This window comes from Streptococcaceae bacterium ESL0729, assembly GCA_029391995.1.
Taxonomy (GTDB): Bacteria; Bacillota; Bacilli; order Lactobacillales; family Streptococcaceae; genus Floricoccus.
The window spans coordinates 562,170-581,174 of the sequence record CP113924.1; the positions used below are offsets into that span (position 1 = coordinate 562,170).

A 19,005-nucleotide genomic window follows, 5' to 3' on the forward strand; every position below is an offset into this window, starting at 1 on the left:
GAGGCTGTAAAGGTGTGCAAGATTGATATTATTACCTACACTCTAAGTGTATGTTTTGTCATAGACACACCCTGCCTTCTGGCCGGGTGTTTTTTGTTAATTTAAAGTAGGTAACTACTTACAGTCATAGAAAAGAGGAAAGAAGATGTCAGTAAAAGAAATTATCGATGAAATCACTATGAAAAGGGCCATTACACGGATTACCTATGAAATCATTGAGCGAAATAAGGATTTAAATAAGCTTGTCTTAGTCGGAATTAAAACACGCGGTGTTTACATTGCTAAAAGGATTCAAGAACGCCTAAAACAATTAGAAAATATTGATATTCCTCTAGGTGAGCTTGATACAAATCCATTTAGGGATGACAAGAAGGCTGACCATGATACAACTGTTATGCCTGTAGATATTAAAGGAAAGGAAATTATCCTAGTTGATGATGTTCTTTATACAGGACGCACCATTCGTGCAGCAATTGATGCTCTTGTAAGCCTAGGACGTCCATCAAAGGTAAGTCTTGCCGTTTTAGTTGACCGCGGTCACAGGGAGCTTCCAATCAGAGCTGACTATGTCGGTAAAAATATCCCAACCAGTCGTGATGAGGAAATCATTGTTGAAGTTAGTGAAGTGGATGGAGCTGACAGCATTAAAATTAGACGCGAAGACTAAAATTAAAAATTTGAAGGATGGATGACGATGGAAAAACCTATTTACGATGTTCATGATATGCCAAAACCAGGCCTCTTATTTGGCCTAAGCTTCCAACATTTATTTGCCATGTTTGGAGCCACTGTTCTAGTTCCTATCTTGGTCGGAATTGACCCAAGTATCGCTCTTTTTTCAAGCGGTCTTGGTACTATGGCCCACCTATCTGTAACTAAATTTAAAATCCCAGCCTACATGGGATCAAGTTTTGCCTATATTGGAGCCATGCAGTACCTTCTAAAGCATGACGGTATCCCTGCTGTAGCTCAAGGAGCCATGGTCGGTGGACTTGTCTACCTCCTTGTGGCCCTTTTGGTCGGAAGGATTGGAAAGGCTTGGATTGACAAGGTTCTTCCAGCTATCGTTGTAGGTCCAGTTGTAATGGTTATCGGCTTATCCCTATCAGCCAACGCAGTTAACGATTCAATGAATAAGGATGGCCAGTATTTCCTTCCTTATCTTCTAATTTCCCTCTTTACCCTTTTTGCGGTAATCATCTTTAACATGTATGGTAAGGGATTCCTCTCAGTTATCCCCATCCTTCTTGGAATTTTTACAGGTTACCTCTTTGCCCTCTTGGTTGGGAAAATTATTGGTCAACCCCTTGTAGACTTTACAGGTGTTGTTGAAAGCCCTTGGTTTAAAGCACCGAACTTTGACATCCCCTTCCTTGACTACAAGCTTAAGTTTTATCCCAGTGCGATTTTAATGATGGCACCGATTGCCTTTGTAACAATGACTGAACACTTTGGGCACGTAATGGTATTAAATAGCCTGACTGGTCGTGACTACTTCAAAGACCCAGGGCTTGAGAGAACTTTAGCAGGAGACGGGCTTGCTCAGATTATTGCCGGATTCTTTGGGGCACCGCCTGTAACCAGCTACGGTGAAAACATTGGAGTTATGGCCATTTCAAAGGTTTACAGTGTCTTTGTTATTGCAGGAGCTGCCATTCTTGCAGTCCTCCTAAGTTTTGTCGGAAAAATCTCAGCCCTAATCTCAAGTATCCCAGCTCCAGTCCTTGGGGGAGTAAGTATTGCCCTCTTTGGGGTTATTGCAGCAAGTGGTCTTAAAATCTTGGTTGAGGCTAAAACAGACTTTAATGATAAAAGAAATCTTTTGATTGCAAGTGTTATTCTGGTGGCTGGAATTGGTAATTTAACCTTCCAAATGGGTAACTTTGCAATTACGGGAGTTGCCTTCTCAACAGTCCTTGGGATTGCCTTAAATTTACTTTTACCCAAGGAAGGTAAAAAATAATTTATAGCTTTGGCCGCCTATCTTAGGATATAAGCCCAGGATGTGATAAACTATATTTTGTAAAACATTTTTTACAAAATTATTTTAAAAATTACTGGTGGAGGTTAATATGCCAAAGGAAATATATGACATAAGTATCATTGGAGCAGGACCTGTTGGTTTGTATGCAGGATTTTACGCAGGGATGAGGAGTGTCAAGACACAGATAATTGAAAGCTTACCCCAGGTTGGTGGTCAACTTCAGGCCATCTATCCTGACAAGTACATCCATGACGTTGCAGGACACACCAAGGTCAAAGCAAGTGAGCTTGTAAGTCAACTAAGTGAGCAAGTTGAAAAGATGCCCCAGGTGAAAATCAGGGTTAATGAGTCAGTGGTTGACATCCAAAAAAATGAAGACCATTATCTGTTAGTTACTAGTGAAGGTAGCTACCATACTAAGGCCATCATTCTTGCCACAGGTAATGGAAGCTTTAATCCTAGAAAGCTTCCAGCAGATGTTGAAAAAAATCTTCAAAATGAAGATGAAAAGATTTTTTACCATGTAGACAAGCTTGAAAATTACCAGGATAAGCATGTGGCGGTAGCAGGTGGAGGAGATTCGGCCATTGATATTGCCATGATGCTTAATAAGGTAGCAAGTAAGGTTTATCTAATCCATAGGAGGGAAGAATTTAGGGCCTTGGAGGAAAGTGTAAGACAGCTTCATCTTTCTGACATTGAACTTTTGACCCCTTATAAATTTAAAAAAATTGAAGATGATAGTGATTCAATCAATATTCATTTAAGTAAAATCAAGGCTGATCAAGAAGATAAGATATCTGTTGACAGATTACTTGTTAACTACGGATTTTTATCTGAGACAGGTCTTGATAAAAATTGGCAGGTTGACATTGCAAAGGACCGAGGCTTGTACGAGGTTGACTCCCTCATGGAAACCAGTGCTCCTATGATTTACGCCATTGGTGATGGAGTTACCTATCCAGGAAAAATCAAATTGATTTCTCAAGGTTTTGGTGAGGGTCCAATGGCTGTTAATCAAATCGTTGGAAAACTTTATCCAAATAATAAAAGGAGTGCCCACAGTACATCCCTCTTTAAGTAAGAAAGGCAGGAAAATGATTAATCAAGATGGCAAACTTATGTTGGAACATTTAGTTACCATGGAAGCTCTCACAAATGAGGATTTGATGGCTCTTATTAAGGTAGGACAAGCTTTTAAGGAAAAAAATCCTTCAGCTGATAGTTTGAAGCCTGAAATTATGGTAAATATGTTTTTTGAATCAAGTACGAGGACTCACAAGAGTTTTGAGATTGCTGAGCGAAAACTTGGATATAAGGTTGTTGATTTTGATGCATCGACAAGTTCAGTTAATAAGGGGGAGACCCTTTATGATACTGTTCTTACCATGTCAGCTCTTGGAGCAGATATTTGCGTCATTCGCCATCCAGAAGAAAATTACTATGAAGATCTGATTGCTAGTAAGAGCATTAAATCATCAATTATCAATGGAGGAGATGGAAGTGGCCAACACCCATCTCAAAGCCTCCTTGATCTAATGACCATCTATGAAGAATTTGGCCACTTTGATGGACTAAAGATTGCAATTGCTGGTGACCTCAGCCATTCCCGTGTAGCCAAGTCAAACATGCACATGCTTAAGCGTCTCGGAGCAAAATTATATTTTGTCGCTCCAAAGGAGTGGTACTCAAATGAATTTGACCAGTACGGGGAGCATGTAGAACTTGAAGAAATTATTAGTGATTTAGATGTCCTCATGCTTTTACGGGTTCAACACGAAAGGCATGACGGTTTGAAGAAATTTTCTAAGGAAGACTATCACCAAAATTATGGTTTAACCCTTGAAGGTTATAAAAAATTAAAGGATCAAGCCATCATCATGCATCCAGCTCCTGTTAATAGGGGAGTTGAAATTGCAAGTGAATTGGTTGAAAGTCCTAAGAGTAGGATTGTTGAACAAATGACCAATGGTGTTTTTGCCAGGATGGCAATAATTGAAGCAATAATGAATTACAGAAAACAAGAGAAGCTTTAGGAGACTAAATTAGGATGAAAAGATTATTAATACTTGAAGATGGGACGATTTTTGAAGGAGAAGCCTTTGGGGCAGACCTTGATGTAACAGGAGAGCTTGTCTTTAATACAGGGATGACTGGTTACCAGGAGTCAATAACAGACCAATCATATAACGGACAAATCATAACTTTTACCTATCCTTTGGTTGGTAATTACGGCATCAACCGTGATGATTATGAATCAATTAGTCCAACCTGTAAGGGGGTTGTTGTTCGTGAGAATGCACGCCTTGCAAGTAATTTTAGAAATCAGATGAGCCTTGATGAGTTCCTTAAAAGAAAAAATATTCCAGGAATTTCAGGAATTGATACCCGTGCCCTTACTAGAATCATCCGTAAGCATGGTACCCTAAAGGCTACTCTTGCCAATGTTGGTGATGAAATTTCCCACCTGCAAGATCAGCTGAAAGCCACAGTACTACCTACTAATCAGGTATCTCAAGTATCAACCAAAACTCCCTACCCAGCACCAGGAACTGGACGCAATGTGGTGGTTGTAGACTTTGGTCTTAAACATTCTATCCTACGTGAGCTATCTAAAAGAAACTGCAATCTGACAGTTGTACCTTACACAACGACAGCAGAAGAAATCATTGAGATGAATCCTGATGGGGTTATGCTGACAAATGGTCCTGGAGACCCGCTTGATGTACCAGAAGCCCTTGAGATGATTCGAGGAATTCAAGGAATATATCCAATCTTTGGAATCTGTTTGGGTCACCAATTACTTGCCATGGCAAATGGAGCTAAGACCTATAAGATGAAATTTGGTCACCGCGGATTTAACCATGCCGTGCGTGAAGTTGCCACAGGACGAGTTGACTTTACCTCACAAAACCATGGTTATGCTGTGGATTCTGAAAATCTACCAAGTGATTTAATGGTGACTCATGTTGAAATTAATGACCAAAGTGTTGAAGGGGTTAGACATAAATATCATCCAGCCTTTTCAGTCCAGTTTCACCCGGATGCAGCACCTGGACCACATGATGCCAGTTACCTATTTGATGACTTCATGGAAATGATTGATAATTTTAAAAGTGAAGTAAGAATGGATTTGAATTAATAGTTCTTGATTAGAAGTCTTGATTAGTAAAAATAAGGAGAAGTAATGCCTAGACGTACAGATATAAATAAAATTATGGTAATCGGAAGTGGCCCAATCATCATTGGACAGGCTGCTGAATTTGATTATGCTGGAACCCAAGCCTGTTTGGCCCTTAAGGAAGAAGGATATGAGGTTGTCCTTGTAAACTCAAATCCAGCAACAATCATGACTGATAAGGAGATTGCTGATTCAGTCTATATCGAGCCTATAACTCTTGAATTTGTAAGTCGTATCCTTAGGAAGGAAAGACCTGACGCCATCCTACCAACCCTTGGTGGACAAACTGGTCTTAACATGGCCATGTCCCTTGCCGAAAGTGGTATTTTAGATGAGCTTAATATCGAACTTTTGGGAACCAAGCTATCAGCCATCGACCAGGCAGAAGACAGGGACTTATTTAAGCGACTAATGGAAGAACTTGATCAACCTATTCCTGAAAGTGAGATTGTAAATACAGTTGAAGAAGCCCTTGAGTTTGCAGCTACAATTGGTTATCCAGTTATCGTGCGTCCAGCCTTCACTCTAGGTGGAACTGGTGGTGGTATGTGTGACAATCCTGAAGAGTTGCGTGAAATTGCAGCCAACGGTCTAAAATTATCACCAGCTACCCAGTGTTTGATTGAACGCTCAATTGCAGGTTTTAAAGAGATTGAGTATGAAGTTATGCGGGACGCAGCTGACAATGCAATTGTTGTTTGTAACATGGAAAACTTTGATCCAGTTGGAGTTCATACGGGAGATTCAATCGTTTTTGCACCAAGTCAAACACTTTCTGACACCGAATATCAAATGCTCCGTGATGCCAGTCTTAAAATCATCCGTGCCCTAAAAATCGAGGGAGGCTGTAATGTCCAGCTAGCTCTTGATCCCCACTCATTTAAGTATTATGTAATCGAAGTTAACCCACGTGTTTCTAGGTCATCTGCTCTAGCATCTAAGGCAACAGGTTATCCGATTGCTAAACTTGCTGCCAAAATCGCTGTAGGTTTCACTCTTGATGAAATGATTAACCCAGTTACTGGTACCACTTATGCCATGTTTGAGCCAGCTCTTGACTATGTGGTTTCAAAAATTCCACGCTTCCCCTTTGATAAGTTTGAGCAAGGGGACCGCCACCTTGGTACGCAAATGAAAGCAACTGGTGAGGTCATGGCCTTAGGTCGTAACATTGAAGAAAGCCTTCTTAAGGCCATCAGAAGTCTTGAGATTGGTGCCTACCATAATGAAAGTGAAGAGGCAAGCCTTGCTAGTGAAGATGAACTTTACGAAAAGATTGTTAAGGTGCAAGATGACCGTATCTTCTTCCTGTCAGAAGCCATTCGTCGTGGTATCTCAATTGAAGAAATTGCAGAGCTTACAAAGATTGATATCTTCTTCCTTGACAAACTACTTCATATTATTGAGCTTGAAGGTGAGCTTAAAACTCATGTCTTCAATCCAGATCTTTTAAAAGAAGCTAAGAGGAATGGTTTTTCAGACCGTAAGATTGGTGATTTATGGTCAATGACGCCTGAAAAAGTTCGCGAAATGCGTACAAAAAATGGGATTCTACCAGTCTACAAGATGGTTGATACCTGTGCGGCTGAATTCGTTAGTCAAACACCATATTTTTATTCAAGTTATGAATTTGAGCAAGAGTCTCATAAGTCTGACAAGGAAAGTGTTCTTGTTCTTGGTAGTGGTCCAATCCGGATTGGTCAAGGGGTTGAGTTTGACTATGCAACAGTTCACTCAATTAAGGCCATTCAAAAATTAGGCTATGAAGCAATTGTTATGAACTCTAATCCTGAGACTGTCTCAACTGACTTTTCAGTATCTGATAAACTCTACTTTGAGCCCCTAACATTTGAAGATGTCATGAATGTTATCGACCTTGAACAACCTCTTGGAGTTGTGGTTCAGTTTGGTGGTCAAACAGCGATTAATCTAGCATCAAGCTTAGAAAAAGCAGGTGTCAAGATTCTTGGGACACAGGTTCGTGATTTAGACCGTGCTGAGGACCGTGATGAATTTGAGCGTGCCTTAAAAGATTTAGATATCCCGCAACCTCCTGGTGCTACAGCAACCAATGAGGAAGAGGCAGTTGCTACAGCCAATATGATTGGTTATCCAGTTCTTATTCGTCCTTCTTATGTTCTTGGTGGACGTGCCATGGAAATTGTAGCCAATGAAAATGACCTCAGGTCTTACATGAGAACAGCCGTTAAGGCAAGTCCTGATCACCCAGTCCTTGTAGACTCATATTTAGTGGGTCAAGAGTGTGAGGTTGATGCCATCTGTGACGGAGAAACAGTTCTAATTCCAGGAATTATGGAACACATTGAGCGTGCTGGGGTCCACTCAGGAGATTCAATGGCTGTTTATCCACCTCAAAGTTTCAGCCAGGAAATCATTGACACCATTGTTGACTATACCAAACGACTTGCAACAGGACTTAACTGTCTTGGAATGATGAACATCCAGTTTGTTATCCACCAGGATAAGGTTTATGTTATTGAGGTAAATCCAAGGGCAAGTAGGACAGTTCCCTTCCTAAGTAAGGTAACTGATATTCCGATGGCTCAAGTTGCAACCCAAGCCATTCTTGGTAAGAAAATCAAGGACATGGGCTACGGTGAAGGTCTAGCTCCTGTAAGTGAGCAGGTCCATGTTAAGGCTCCGGTCTTCTCTTTCACTAAACTTCAAAAGGTTGATACTCTTTTAGGACCTGAAATGAAGTCAACAGGTGAGGTCATGGGAAGTGATGATACCTTAGCTAAGGCCCTTTATAAGGCCTTTGAAGCCAGCCATATCCACCTACCAGAATTCGGTAGTGTCCTATTTACAGTTGCAGATAGCGATAAAAAAGAAGCCTTAGAGCTTGCTAGACGCTTTTCTGACATCGGCTACAGCATTCTTGCTACCAAGGGGACTGCTAGCTTCTTTGCTAAGGAAGGAATCAACGTTAAGGCTGTTAATAAGATTGGAGAGGCTGAAGATGACATTCTTTCACTAATTGCTGGAGGTCATCTGGCTGCAGTGGTCAATACAACAGGAACTGACCGTAATCTTGAAAACGATGATAGTCTCTTTATCCGCCGTGAGGCCGTTGAACGAGGAGTTCCCTTGTTTACAGCCCTTGATACAACGGACGCCATCTTAAAAGTTCTTGAAACAAGAGCCTTTAGCATTCATAAAATTTAAGACCAGGATGATACCATTTAATAGCTTGTTTCTAAGCATATTAAGTGGTATCACTTGCGATTGGCTTAAAAAGAAGTAGTTACAGCTAATAATTAATAACTAGCTGTAAGAGAAAAAGAGATGATAATTTGTTTGGGGGGCAAATGATACTTAAAGAAGATTTAACAATTGTAGACCAAAAGAAGCTTGCTCCAAGAATTTTTGAGATGAAATTAAGGGGGCAAATGGTTGAGGACATGAAGGTTCCTGGCCAATTTCTTAACATAAGAATTCCTGATGCCAGTAAGGTTTTAAGGAGGCCAATTTCCATTGCTGAGATTAATCAGGATGACAAGACCTGTTCAATTATTTACCGAACTGAAGGCGGGGGAACAGCTATTTTGTCGCAACTTCAAGAGGGTGACACGGTGGACGTGATGGGTCCCTTGGGTAATGGCTTTGATACCAGTTTTTTACAGCAGGGGGATCATGTTTTGGTTGTTGGTGGTGGAATCGGTGTTCCTCCCCTTTACCAGCTGGGGCGTGTTCTTAAGGATAAGGGTGTTGATATCACCTTCTTCTTTGGTTATGCCACTAAAGAAGTGATAATTCATGAGGATCTTTTTAGGGAATTGGGTCAACTTGTAATCTCTACAGATGATGGTTCCTATGGTCATCACGGGCATGTTGGTCACCTATTGGAGGGACTTGATTTTAACCCTCGGGCTGTTTATTCCTGCGGAGCTCCCGGGATGCTTAGGGCCGTAAATGAAAAATTTAAGGATCATCCCAATGCTTATATTTCCCTTGAAAGCCGTATGGCCTGTGGAATGGGTGCTTGTTATGCCTGTGTTGTCCACGAAGAGTACAAGAGTATGGAAGCAAGCCTTAAGGTTTGTGATGATGGACCAGTATTTAAAACCGGAAAGGTGGTCTTACAGTGAGCCAGGAAAATCGTTTAAAAATAAGCCTCCCAGGTCTTGACCTTAAAAATCCAATTATGCCAGCTTCAGGCTGCTTTGGTTTTGGTCAAGAATATGCCAAATATTACGATTTGGATCAGCTTGGATCAATTATGATTAAGGCTACTACCAAGGATGCCCGTTTTGGAAACCCTACTCCCCGTGTTGCCGAAAGTCCTAGTGGGATGCTAAATGCCATCGGTCTTCAAAATCCTGGGGTTGATGCCGTCCTTGCTGAAAAATTAACCTGGCTTTCTACCAATTATCCGGAACTTCCAATTATTGCCAATGTAGCAGGATTTTCAAATGAAGAGTACGGAATTGTAAGTGGTAAGGTTTCAAAGGCTCCGAATGTTCAGGCTATTGAGCTTAACATATCGTGTCCCAATGTTGACCATGGAGGCAACGGCCTCTTAATTGGTCAGGATCCAGAGCTTGCCTATAAGGCAACTAGGGCTGCGGTTGAGGCATCAAGTGTTCCTGTCTATGTTAAATTAACCCCAAGTGTTGCTGATATAACAGAGGTTTCAAGGGCGGTGGAAAGTGCTGGAGCATCAGGCTTTACCATGATTAATACCCTAGTTGGTACCAGGTATGACCTTAAGACCCATAAGCCCATTATCGCTAATGGTCAAGGTGGGATGAGTGGTCCTGCAATTTTCCCGGTTGCCCTTAAATTAATAAGGCAGGTAGCCATGTCATCAAGCCTTCCAATCATTGGAATGGGCGGGGTGACAAGTGCTTCTGATGTTCTTGAAATGATGATTGCAGGAGCAAGTGCCATAGGTGTCGGAACAGCAAACTTTACTGATCCCTATGCCTGCCCAAATATCATTAAAGATCTACCTGATCTTATGGACATGTACGGAATTGACAATCTACAAAACTTTGTAGATCAAATACAGGAGGAAATTCGTGGAAAATAGACCCGTAATTGCTTTAGATTTTTCAGATGCCAAGGAAGTTTTTAACTTTACCAACCAATTTGACCAGAGGTTATTTGTTAAGGTCGGAATGGAACTTTTCTATAAATACGGTCCACAAATTGTAAAAGATTTGAGCCAGGATCATGATGTTTTCCTAGACCTAAAACTTCATGATATTCCTAATACCGTTAAAAAAGCCATGGCAAATATTGCAGAACTTGATGTTGCCTTGACCAATGTTCATGCGGCAGGTGGCCACAAGATGATGGAAGAAGCCCTTGAAGGACTTAAGGGATCAAGAACCAAGCTTATCGCAGTGACTCAGTTAACATCAACCAGTCAAGAGGATATGCAGAAAGATCAAAATATCCAAACAAGTCTTCTTGAATCAGTTGTAAATTATGCCAAGGTTACTAACGAGGCAGGCCTTGCAGGAGTAGTATGTTCTGCCCAAGAAGCTTCTGCCATCAAGGAAGCTACAAGGCATGATTTCATCTGCCTAACACCAGGGATTAGACCTTTAGGGGCCGCAGTTGGGGATCAAAAAAGAATTGTAACACCTGCTGAGGCAAGGAAAATTGGTAGCGACTATATTGTAGTTGGAAGACCAATCACCCAGGCTGAAAATCCTGTTCAGGCCTACCAAGAAATCATGAAAGAGTGGAGCCTTTAAAAAAGGTAAATCACCAGTAAATTAAATTATTATAGATTAGGGAGAAACCATGACAAAATCACAAGACATCGCTAAAGACCTACTTGACATTAAAGCTGTATTTTTATCACCAAAGGCTCCATTTACCTGGGCAAGTGGTATCAAATCACCAATCTATACAGATAACAGGATTACTATTAGTTATCCTCCTGTTCGCCGTCAAATTGCTGAAGCCTTTGCTGAAGAAATTAAGGCTAATTTCCCAGATGTAGAGGTAATTGCTGGTGCTGCAACAGGTGGAGTACCTCACGCAGCATGGGTTGCTGAAATTCTTGATTTACCTATGGTTTACATTAGAAGTAAGGCTAAAGACCATGGTGCAGGAAATCAAATTGAAGGCCGTATTGAAAAAGGTCAAAAGATGGTCATCATTGAAGATTTAATCTCAACAGGTGGTTCAGTAATTGGTACAGCTGAGGCTGCCCGTCGTGAGGGAGCAGACGTTTTAGGAGTGGCTGCAATCTTTACCTATGAACTTCCAAGAGGGATTGAAAACTTTAAACAGGCTGATCTTCCTTTAATAACTCTTTCAAATTATACAGACCTAATTGAGATTGCTAAGGAAACTGGCTATGTAGACCAAGAGGAGCTTGATCTTCTTAAACGCTTCAAAGACAATCAAGAAGATTGGCAGGACTAGATTACTATGACAAAGACAAAATTATTAATAAAAAATGGTCGCCTAGTTGATCCAGCCAGTAAGTTTGATGGACTGGCAGATATCCTCATTGAAGATGGGAAGATTATCCAAATAGCTGAAAATATCACAGCGGAAGCAGACCTTATTGATGCTTCAGGCTATGTGGTAGCACCTGGTCTAATCGACGTTCATGTTCATTTTCGTGAGCCGGGACAAACCCACAAGGAAGATATCCATACGGGAGCTTTATCTGCGGCCCGCGGTGGTTTTACAACAGTCGTAATGATGGCCAATACCAATCCTACAATCTCAACTGTTGAGGTTTTATCTGAGGTTCTTGAGAGTGCCAACAAGGAAGCCATTAATATTGAATCAGTAGCGACAATCACCAAAAATTTTGACGGGGAAAACCTTGTTGACTTTAAGGGACTTCTAGCCGCAGGAGCAGTTGGTTTTTCAGATGATGGAATTCCCCTGGCTAATTCAGCCATGGTTAGACGTGCCATGCAGGAAGCCAAGAAGTTTGACACTTTGATTAGCCTTCATGAGGAAGATCCAGCTCTTACAGGTATTCTTGGAATCAATGACGGAGAAGTTAGCCATAAATGTGGCTTTACTGGAGCACCAACAGTTAGTGAATACAGCATGGTAGCCCGTGATGCCATGATTGCTTATGATACCAAGGCCCGTGTTCACTTCCAGCACATGTCAGCCAAGGAAAGTGTCGATGTAATCAGATTTGTCAAAGGACTTGGAGCAAATATCAGCTCAGAAGTTACCCCTCAACATTTTTCCATAACTGAGGAAGAAATATTTAGATCAGGGACTAATGCCAAGTTGAACCCTCCTCTAAGAAGGGAAGAGGACCGTCTAGCAGCCATTCGTGGTCTTCAAGATGGAACAATTGATGTTATTGCAACAGACCATGCCCCTCACACCCACGAGGAAAAAGATCAAGAATTAACCAAGGCACCAAGTGGAATGACCGGTCTTGAAACCTCCCTCCAACTTGGTTTGACCCATCTAGTAGATAAGGATTACTTAAGCCTTATGGAACTTCTTGAAAAAATGACAATCAATCCTGCCAAACTTTATGATTTTGACAAGGGTTATTTAAGCGTTGGTGGACCAGCAGACTTAGTCATTTTTGATGACCAGAAAAAAGTTCTTATTGAGCAAGATTTTGCTTCTAAGGCAAGCAATACTCCCTTTATCAATCAAGAGCTCACAGGTCAGATTGAATATACTATCTGTAATGGTAAAATTGTCTATAAAAAAAATTAAAAAGGTGTCCTTAAGGGCACCTTCTTTGATTCAGTCCGAGGGCTTATGGTAATAAAGAGTAAGCTATGATAAAATACACTAGCTAGTAGTTCCATCTAATCCTACTATGTTTTTGCAAATACACTTAAGGATGAGGAGATGAGTATGATAGGACTTGTAATGTTCATATTTATAATCATAATGCTACTAATGGCTAGTTTAGAACTTTTTTCAAGTTGCTTCATGGTATTAATCAAATGGATAGTAATTATCTTTATTATCTACTGCCTATATAAAGCAGTTAGTGGCTAAAAAAACCAACCCTTGGGTTGGTTTTTTTTATTTGGTAAGTTTGGTAAAGAATGAAACATAGGCATCAACAATCCCTTGAACATACTGTTCAGTAGCAGGGACAAATTTGTCATCCTCATCCAGTAGTTTGTCGATGTGACCAAGGTAGGCCTCAGGTGATTGTAAGATGGGCATATTTGGAAAGACTAAGCTCTGGCGAAGGGCGTGATTAGCCCCAAAACCACCAGTCGCACCAGGAGAAGAGCTTACTACAAGGGCGGGTTTTCCGTCCCAAACATTGAAGCCATAAGGACGGCTCCCCACGTCAATGGCATTTTTAATGGCCGCACTGACGCTCCTATTGTACTCGGGCGTTACAAAAACAATCCCGTCCACTTCTTTGACCTTATTTCTGAAGGTTGTCCAGCTTTCTGGAGCACGATTCTCATCGTCAAAGTCTTGGTTGTACATATCTAGGTCATTGATATCGATAATTTCAACATCAAATCCTTCTGGAAACATGCTTAAAAGATTTTTAGCAATCTTTTTACTGAAAGCAGCCTTTCTTAAGCTACCTACGATAATTCCAATTTTGCTCATAAGATTCCTCCTTAGGATATACAAACTTATATTTGTTTACGTTTACAAGGTAAAATATAGCACTATGAAAATGAAATTTCAATTATTTAGTATTTACTTGTTGATGGACTTTTGACTTGTCCTTTAAGTTTTCTTTGTCATTACTAAGGCTTTTAGCTATAATTGAGTTGAGGTGAAAAAGTGGTTAATAAAAAAGATATAGCAGCTGTGACTTGGATTCATGGCCGAAAAAAATTTGGTTCCAAGCCTGGAACCATTCGAATTGAACATTTGCTGAAGCTTTTGGGAAATCCTGAGCGTGATTTAAAGGTAATCCATATCGGTGGAACCAACGGTAAGGGTTCAACGGTAAGTAATCTGAAAAGCTTATTTATGGGGCAGGGTCTTAAGGTGGCAACCTTCACCTCGCCCTTCATCGAAGTTTTTAATGAACGAATTGCCATCAACGGTAATTTTATCTCTGATCAGGATTTGGACCGATTGACAGCCCAGGTAATTCCTTTAATTGAAGAGATGGATAAGGACGCAGAGGTTTCAGGTATTACGGAATTTGAAATCATTACAGCCCTAGCCTTCATGTACTTTAAGGAAAAAAAATGTGACCTAGTCTTACTTGAGGTGGGACTTGGTGGTCTCTATGATTCGACCAATGTCATCATTCCTGAAATTTCAGTGATTACAACCATCGGCCTAGATCACATGGACATTTTAGGGGACACTCTTGAGAAGATAGCCTGGGAAAAAGCTGGAATCATAAAGGATGAGGTAGCTTTAGTAACTGGGAATATTGGTCAAGAGGCTTTGGCTGTTATTGAAAAAATAGCAGAAAAGAAAAGAAGCCCCCATTACAAGCTAGGAAGAGATTATAAGCTTTCAGAAGGAGCAAAAGACCTTAGATGGGGTGAGAATTTTTACTTTAGCAATGAAGCCTTGCTTGATGAAGAATTTTATACTCCCCTTCAGGGACGCCATCAAATTGAAAATACGGGGCTTGCCCTTGAAGTCTTTTATCTTTACTGCAGGAAGGCCAATTTACCCTTTGAGCTTGAGGCTGTCAGGAAGTCCCTGTTGGAGGTTAAGTGGCCAGCCAGGATGGAGAAAGTCTCTGACAATCCCCTAATTATTTTAGACGGGGCCCATAATATCCATGCCATTGACCGGTTAGTCGATAATCTGTCTAAGGATTACGCTCATCTGCATAAAAAAATAATCTTCTCAGCCCTTGAAACAAAGGATATTGAGGGAATGCTTACTAGGCTTTCAAACCTAGAGCAAACAGACCTTTATCTGACAACTTTTGACTTTCCAAAGGCCCTTAATCTTTCAAGTGAAGCTTATAAGGCCTACAAGCAATTTCCCGATTGGAAGTTGGCCCTTGGGGGAGTGCAAACAGACCTCAAGGAGGATGATATGATTATCATTACAGGATCCCTTTATTTTATTTCACAAATTAGGGACGATTTTTTTAAGAAAAACTAGCAGCCTAGCTGTTAAAGGAGGTATTAATGGGAGTTATTTTCCTTTATCTATTACTTATTATTATTGCAATTTTACTTATAGCACTTGGATTTGTGGCTTGGTTTATTTCAGGAGCCATCGTCCAAAAGGATAACAAGTGGTACGCAAAAGTTGGTCATAGCCTAGCTAATCCAGATATTGACCAAGATCAGACTGATCCTTATGCCATTATTGAAAGGGAGCAAAATGAGCGTGCTCAAATGTTTTGGCAGGAAAAGTTAACTGAGAAAATAGTGATTTCAAGTTTTGATGGCCTAAAGCTTAAGGCCAACCTTTACAAGGTGAATCCTACTTCAAATAAATGGATTATTGGTGTCCACGGCTACCGCTCAAGTGGTCAAAGGGACATGCAGCTTGTAGTTGAGCAGCTGTCCAAAAATGGTTATAACTTTTTAATTCCTGATATGAGGGCCCACGGGGAAAGTGAAGGTAAAATCATCACCATGGGCCACAAGGAGTCAATGGATCTGCTTGAATGGATAAACCTTCTTCTTGAAAGAGAGCCTAAGGCTGAAATTATTCTCTTTGGTGGTTCAATGGGTGCAACTACAACCATGCTGATTACTAATAATAGGCTACCCATCCAGGTTAAAGGTGCTGTTGCAGACTGTGGTTATACTTCCCTTGACTTAGAGTTTGCAGATTTGTTTAGCCGTATCTTTAAGCTACCAAAATTTCCCATTGTCTATTTTATGGCCTTCTTTATTAAAAGAATGGCAGGCTTTTCAATCAGGGATGTTGACGTCAGGCCTTCTCTAAATAATAATGACCTGCCCATTTTATTCATCCATGGGACAGCAGATAAATTTGTACCTCATCAAATGGCCTACAAAAATAATGAGGCCACTAGAGGTCCCAAGGAAATTTTCATGGTTGAAAATGCTCCCCACCTATCCTCTTATGTTTATGAGGAAAAAAATTATTTTGAGACAGTTAATGAATTTTTAAACAAGTACATATGGAATAAGGAGAAGTAAATGCTTAATGAAAATAAAAGAATCCTGGGCTATCTGCTGGTTTTAGTAGCAGCCTTGGCCAGTAGTTTGGGCCAGCTGGCCTGGAAGTTTGGAGCAGAGACCAGTAGTAGTCTTGAGGCAACCCTTATGACCATTCTAGGCTTTGTTCTAGCAGGAGCTGGGATGATTGTTCTAATGGCATCATTTAGGTATGGTGAGGTTTCGATTTTACAACCCATGATGAGTATTGGCTTTGCCTTTTCGGTCTTCTTTGGCTACTTATTTTTAGGTGAAGGTATTAGTCTAAACAAAATTTTAGGGGTCTTATTTATAGTTGCTGGAGCCTTTACCCTAGCCTATATTCCTAAAAAAGAAAGGGAGGAAGGTAAATAATAATGACTTTTCTTAAAATCGCCTTCTGGCTTTTAACCACAACCTTTACAGGAAGTATCGGGGCTATTTACCTAAAAAAAGCCATGGATAAAATGCCAGTCCTATCAGTCCACAATATTCTTAGGTCAAAGGACTTTTATCTGGGGTCCTTCTATTACATAGTAAGTGCTGGGACTAATATTGTTTTATTTAAGTATCTTGATTATTCAATCGCCTTTCCATTGACCTCAATCAGCTACATCTGGACCATTATCATTTCCTACTTTATGTTTAGGGAAAAAATCAATGTTCAAAAACTTCTAGCAATCATTTTTATCATTGTAGGTGTCTTCTTCCTAGGAAGAGCTGGATAACAAAAGAGCCCTTGGGCTCTTTTATTTTTAGATATTTAAGAAAATGATTAGGACCATGGCATAAAGGGCTTGGATACTTCCAGCTAGAAGACCAAAAGTTAAAAAAGACCTGCCATTCTTAAGGAATTTTTTGAAATTTAGGCGAAGACCGATTGCAGCAAGGGCACTTACCTCAAGCCAACTACTAAGGGTTTGGGCAAAATAATGGGTTTCCGTGGGTAACTTAATAAGGCTATTAATTAGACAAACCAGGATAAAGGCAAAAACATACCAGGGAAGAAGCCTGGTCTTGTACTTCTTACTGGCCTTGGTCCCAGTCCTTTTATCTTTCAAGTAAATTTTCATACAAATGATGACTACAGGTAGCATGATAATCCTTAGTATCTTGTAAAGCATGGCAAGTTTTACCTGATTATCTCCTAAAAAAGCAGCACTGGCTACAACCTGGCCAACCGACTGCAAACTTCCACCAATCAAGGCTGCCTGCCTGATTGAACTTTGTGGAAATATCATGCTCGCAATAAAGGCTAGAGTAAACATCATAATCGTACCCAAGAGATTGACTAGGATGATTGCCTGTCCTTTATCTTCGTCTTTGGCTTCAATTGATGGTGTAATCGAGGCTATGGCAGAAGATCCGCAGACAGCCACTCCGCCAGCTACCAAGAGACTAAGCTTTTCCTTAATGGCAAATTTTTTTCCAAGCATGGTAACACTTACAAGGGTTAGGGTCATAAGGATAAGTATGTAGAAGAAGCTCTTAAATCCTAAGGTCAAGATACTTGTGATATTGACACTAAAGCCCAAAAGAAGGACTGAAATTTCAAGAAACTTACTTTCACAAAATTTTGTCCCCCTCTCCCACATTTTATCCTGAAAGATAGTATTGCCCAGTAGGATACCTATAAGTAAGGCAAGACTTGCACTTCCAATTTGCGGTAAAAAATTTGCTAGAAGCTTGCTAATAAAGGCTAGACAGAGGGATAAAAGAATACCAGCCAAGAGACCCTTGATTTTTACTTTCATTATTTGAACTTTCCTCCTTCTTGATTTTTACTAAATTCAGATAAAAAACGATTCCTCTACATTCTAACATTTTAAGGGTGTGAAAAGGCTTATTTCTTGAATATAAAATTTAATTTTGTTATATTTAAAACATATTAAAAGTATATATAAATTAAGGAGACTTATTATGGCAGACAATGGAAATGTAGATAAAGTAAAAGGAAAAGTAGAAACAGCAGCAGGTAATGTTACTGGTGATAACAAGAAGAAAGCTGAAGGTTTCTTTGATGAATTAGTTGGTAAAACTAAAGAAGTGGCTTCAAAAGTCGGTAAGGCAGCAGAAGATGTGGCTGAAAAAACTGGTGATCTTTTTGATGACGCTAAGAAAAAATTTGAAGAAGCAAAAGATAAGGCTCCTGAAAAAACAGAAGAGTTAAAAGAAGAAGCTGGTAAGGTAGCTGAAAAAGCTAAAGAAGTAGCTGGCAAGGTAGCTGAAAAAGCTGGTGAATTCAAAGATTCAGCCAAGGAAGCTGCTGATAAGGCTGCTGAAAAACTTGACCATGCTAAAGAAGCTGCCAAGGAAAAAGCTGAGGAAGCAAAAGATAAGGCTGCTGACGCTAAAGACGCAGCAGAAGAGAAAGCTTCTGATGTTAAGGATGCAGCTAGTGACAAGATTGATGAAGCAAAAGACAAGGTAGAAGAGGCTAAAAAATAAGCCTAATTTCCCTATCTATATTGGACGCAGGATGCTCATTTATTTAGAGCCAACAAATCCCCGAACGTTGACTTATTACATGAAATTTTGAAATAATTTTTCATTAAATTTGTTGACAGGGGATTTTTTTTAGTTTATATTAGGGTTAAAGTTAAATATTTGTTAGGTGAGGCTCCTATTTGGACATAAGCTACTGCCGCGAAAGAATCGAGAGACTCTTAGTTGGTAGAACAGGGATGATCGTGAAGGTTATCCATAATGTAGCTGATATTTTATATCTACGCCCTATAGTGCTAAAGCTCAACATAAGATCATGATGCTAAAAAGCATGCTCTTTGTTG

The 19,005-nt window shown here is 40.2% G+C and carries 17 protein-coding genes, 1 pseudogene and 1 riboswitch; of the genes and pseudogenes, 16 read left to right on the forward strand and 2 right to left on the reverse strand.

All coding sequences use genetic code 11. The features are described from left to right. Positions 1 to 145 precede the first annotated feature (145 nt). From pyrR to OZX68_02900, 11 genes are all read left to right on the forward strand, one after another. On the forward strand, positions 146 to 667 hold the full coding sequence (gene pyrR / locus OZX68_02850; GenBank protein ID WEV61182.1) for a bifunctional pyr operon transcriptional regulator/uracil phosphoribosyltransferase PyrR: 522 nt from the start codon (positions 146 to 148) through the stop codon (positions 665 to 667). Positions 668 to 694: 27 nt separating this feature from the next. After that, the gene (locus tag OZX68_02855; protein ID WEV61183.1) at positions 695 to 1,963 is read left to right on the forward strand and encodes an NCS2 family nucleobase:cation symporter; all 1,269 of its coding nucleotides are present in this window, start codon (positions 695 to 697) and stop codon (positions 1,961 to 1,963) included. A 109-nt stretch (positions 1,964 to 2,072) separates the two neighbouring features. Continuing rightward, positions 2,073 to 3,068, forward strand: a complete 996-nt coding sequence (locus OZX68_02860) for an NAD(P)/FAD-dependent oxidoreductase (GenBank protein WEV61184.1) — start codon at positions 2,073 to 2,075, stop codon at positions 3,066 to 3,068. A 13-nt stretch (positions 3,069 to 3,081) separates the two neighbouring features. Beyond that, positions 3,082 to 4,020 carry an aspartate carbamoyltransferase catalytic subunit gene (locus OZX68_02865; GenBank protein WEV61185.1) on the forward strand — a complete coding sequence of 313 codons (939 nt, stop codon included), beginning with the start codon at positions 3,082 to 3,084 and terminating at the stop codon, positions 4,018 to 4,020. 14 nt (positions 4,021 to 4,034) lie between these two features. Further along, complete coding sequence (locus OZX68_02870; protein ID WEV61186.1) at positions 4,035 to 5,126, forward strand: carbamoyl phosphate synthase small subunit; 1,092 nt, start codon at positions 4,035 to 4,037, stop codon at positions 5,124 to 5,126. Between the two features lie 45 nt (positions 5,127 to 5,171). After that, positions 5,172 to 8,351: a carbamoyl-phosphate synthase large subunit gene (gene carB / locus OZX68_02875; protein ID WEV61187.1), complete on the forward strand. Its 3,180-nt coding sequence runs from the start codon at positions 5,172 to 5,174 to the stop codon at positions 8,349 to 8,351. 143 nt (positions 8,352 to 8,494) lie between these two features. Next, positions 8,495 to 9,274: a dihydroorotate dehydrogenase electron transfer subunit gene (locus OZX68_02880; GenBank protein ID WEV61188.1), complete on the forward strand. Its 780-nt coding sequence runs from the start codon at positions 8,495 to 8,497 to the stop codon at positions 9,272 to 9,274. Next, on the forward strand, positions 9,271 to 10,218 hold the full coding sequence (locus tag OZX68_02885) for a dihydroorotate dehydrogenase (protein WEV61189.1): 948 nt from the start codon (positions 9,271 to 9,273) through the stop codon (positions 10,216 to 10,218). The genes OZX68_02880 and OZX68_02885 overlap by 4 nt, the downstream gene beginning before the upstream one ends. Continuing rightward, the gene (gene pyrF, locus OZX68_02890) at positions 10,208 to 10,891 is read left to right on the forward strand and encodes an orotidine-5'-phosphate decarboxylase (protein ID WEV61190.1); all 684 of its coding nucleotides are present in this window, start codon (positions 10,208 to 10,210) and stop codon (positions 10,889 to 10,891) included. Before OZX68_02885 ends, pyrF begins: the two co-directional genes overlap by 11 nt. 49 nt (positions 10,892 to 10,940) lie before the next feature. After that, a complete protein-coding gene (pyrE, locus tag OZX68_02895) occupies positions 10,941 to 11,570 on the forward strand; it encodes an orotate phosphoribosyltransferase (GenBank protein WEV61191.1) in 630 nt (209 codons plus the stop codon). A gap of 6 nt (positions 11,571 to 11,576) precedes the next feature. Next, positions 11,577 to 12,854 (forward strand): dihydroorotase, encoded by a 1,278-nt coding sequence (locus OZX68_02900; protein ID WEV61192.1) that lies wholly within the window; start codon positions 11,577 to 11,579, stop codon positions 12,852 to 12,854. A 318-nt stretch (positions 12,855 to 13,172) separates the two neighbouring features. Here OZX68_02900 and OZX68_02905 read toward each other — a convergent pair whose 3' ends face one another. Next, entirely contained in the window at positions 13,173 to 13,724 is a 552-nt protein-coding gene (locus tag OZX68_02905; protein WEV61193.1) for an NAD(P)H-dependent oxidoreductase, read from the reverse strand. Between the two features lie 180 nt (positions 13,725 to 13,904). Here OZX68_02905 and OZX68_02910 point away from each other — a divergent pair, with 180 nt between their 5' ends. From OZX68_02910 to OZX68_02925, 4 genes are read left to right on the forward strand one after another with little or no spacing between them, the layout of a single operon-like run. Next, positions 13,905 to 15,203 (forward strand): bifunctional folylpolyglutamate synthase/dihydrofolate synthase, encoded by a 1,299-nt coding sequence (locus OZX68_02910; protein ID WEV61194.1) that lies wholly within the window; start codon positions 13,905 to 13,907, stop codon positions 15,201 to 15,203. A 26-nt stretch (positions 15,204 to 15,229) separates the two neighbouring features. Further along, positions 15,230 to 16,219 (forward strand): alpha/beta hydrolase, encoded by a 990-nt coding sequence (locus tag OZX68_02915; GenBank protein ID WEV61195.1) that lies wholly within the window; start codon positions 15,230 to 15,232, stop codon positions 16,217 to 16,219. After that, the gene (locus OZX68_02920) at positions 16,220 to 16,591 is read left to right on the forward strand and encodes a hypothetical protein (protein WEV61196.1); all 372 of its coding nucleotides are present in this window, start codon (positions 16,220 to 16,222) and stop codon (positions 16,589 to 16,591) included. It abuts the gene before it with no gap. A 2-nt stretch (positions 16,592 to 16,593) separates the two neighbouring features. After that, complete coding sequence (locus tag OZX68_02925) at positions 16,594 to 16,944, forward strand: EamA family transporter (GenBank protein WEV61197.1); 351 nt, start codon at positions 16,594 to 16,596, stop codon at positions 16,942 to 16,944. A 27-nt stretch (positions 16,945 to 16,971) separates the two neighbouring features. On the opposite strand, the gene OZX68_02930 is transcribed toward OZX68_02925, so the two are convergent. Continuing rightward, positions 16,972 to 17,970, reverse strand: a complete 999-nt coding sequence (locus OZX68_02930) for a putative sulfate exporter family transporter (protein WEV61198.1) — start codon at positions 17,968 to 17,970, stop codon at positions 16,972 to 16,974. 166 nt (positions 17,971 to 18,136) lie between these two features. Here OZX68_02930 and OZX68_02935 point away from each other — a divergent pair. Beyond that, a pseudogene (locus tag OZX68_02935) lies at positions 18,137 to 18,295 on the forward strand (CsbD family protein). Between the two features lie 520 nt (positions 18,296 to 18,815). Beyond that, positions 18,816 to 18,983, forward strand: a riboswitch (M-box (ykoK) riboswitch). The last annotated feature ends 22 nt before the right edge of the window (positions 18,984 to 19,005 follow it).

Excerpts from the sequence above, each read along its gene's own strand:
- OZX68_02920 (WEV61196.1), top strand. The coding sequence starts at position 16,220 with ATGCTTAATGAAAATAAAAGAATCCTGGGCTATCTGCTGGTTTTAGTA.
- OZX68_02880 (WEV61188.1), top strand. The coding sequence starts at position 8,495 with ATGATACTTAAAGAAGATTTAACAATTGTAGACCAAAAGAAGCTTGCT.
- pyrE (WEV61191.1), top strand. The coding sequence starts at position 10,941 with ATGACAAAATCACAAGACATCGCTAAAGACCTACTTGACATTAAAGCT.
- OZX68_02915 (WEV61195.1), top strand. The coding sequence starts at position 15,230 with ATGGGAGTTATTTTCCTTTATCTATTACTTATTATTATTGCAATTTTA.
- OZX68_02860 (WEV61184.1), top strand. The coding sequence starts at position 2,073 with ATGCCAAAGGAAATATATGACATAAGTATCATTGGAGCAGGACCTGTT.
- pyrR (WEV61182.1), top strand. The coding sequence starts at position 146 with ATGTCAGTAAAAGAAATTATCGATGAAATCACTATGAAAAGGGCCATT.
- OZX68_02930 (WEV61198.1), bottom strand. The coding sequence starts at position 17,970 with ATGAAAGTAAAAATCAAGGGTCTCTTGGCTGGTATTCTTTTATCCCTC.
- OZX68_02865 (WEV61185.1), top strand. The coding sequence starts at position 3,082 with ATGATTAATCAAGATGGCAAACTTATGTTGGAACATTTAGTTACCATG.
- OZX68_02855 (WEV61183.1), top strand. The coding sequence starts at position 695 with ATGGAAAAACCTATTTACGATGTTCATGATATGCCAAAACCAGGCCTC.
- carB (WEV61187.1), top strand. The coding sequence starts at position 5,172 with ATGCCTAGACGTACAGATATAAATAAAATTATGGTAATCGGAAGTGGC.
- OZX68_02870 (WEV61186.1), top strand. The coding sequence starts at position 4,035 with ATGAAAAGATTATTAATACTTGAAGATGGGACGATTTTTGAAGGAGAA.
- OZX68_02900 (WEV61192.1), top strand. The coding sequence starts at position 11,577 with ATGACAAAGACAAAATTATTAATAAAAAATGGTCGCCTAGTTGATCCA.
- OZX68_02925 (WEV61197.1), top strand. The coding sequence starts at position 16,594 with ATGACTTTTCTTAAAATCGCCTTCTGGCTTTTAACCACAACCTTTACA.
- OZX68_02905 (WEV61193.1), bottom strand. The coding sequence starts at position 13,724 with ATGAGCAAAATTGGAATTATCGTAGGTAGCTTAAGAAAGGCTGCTTTC.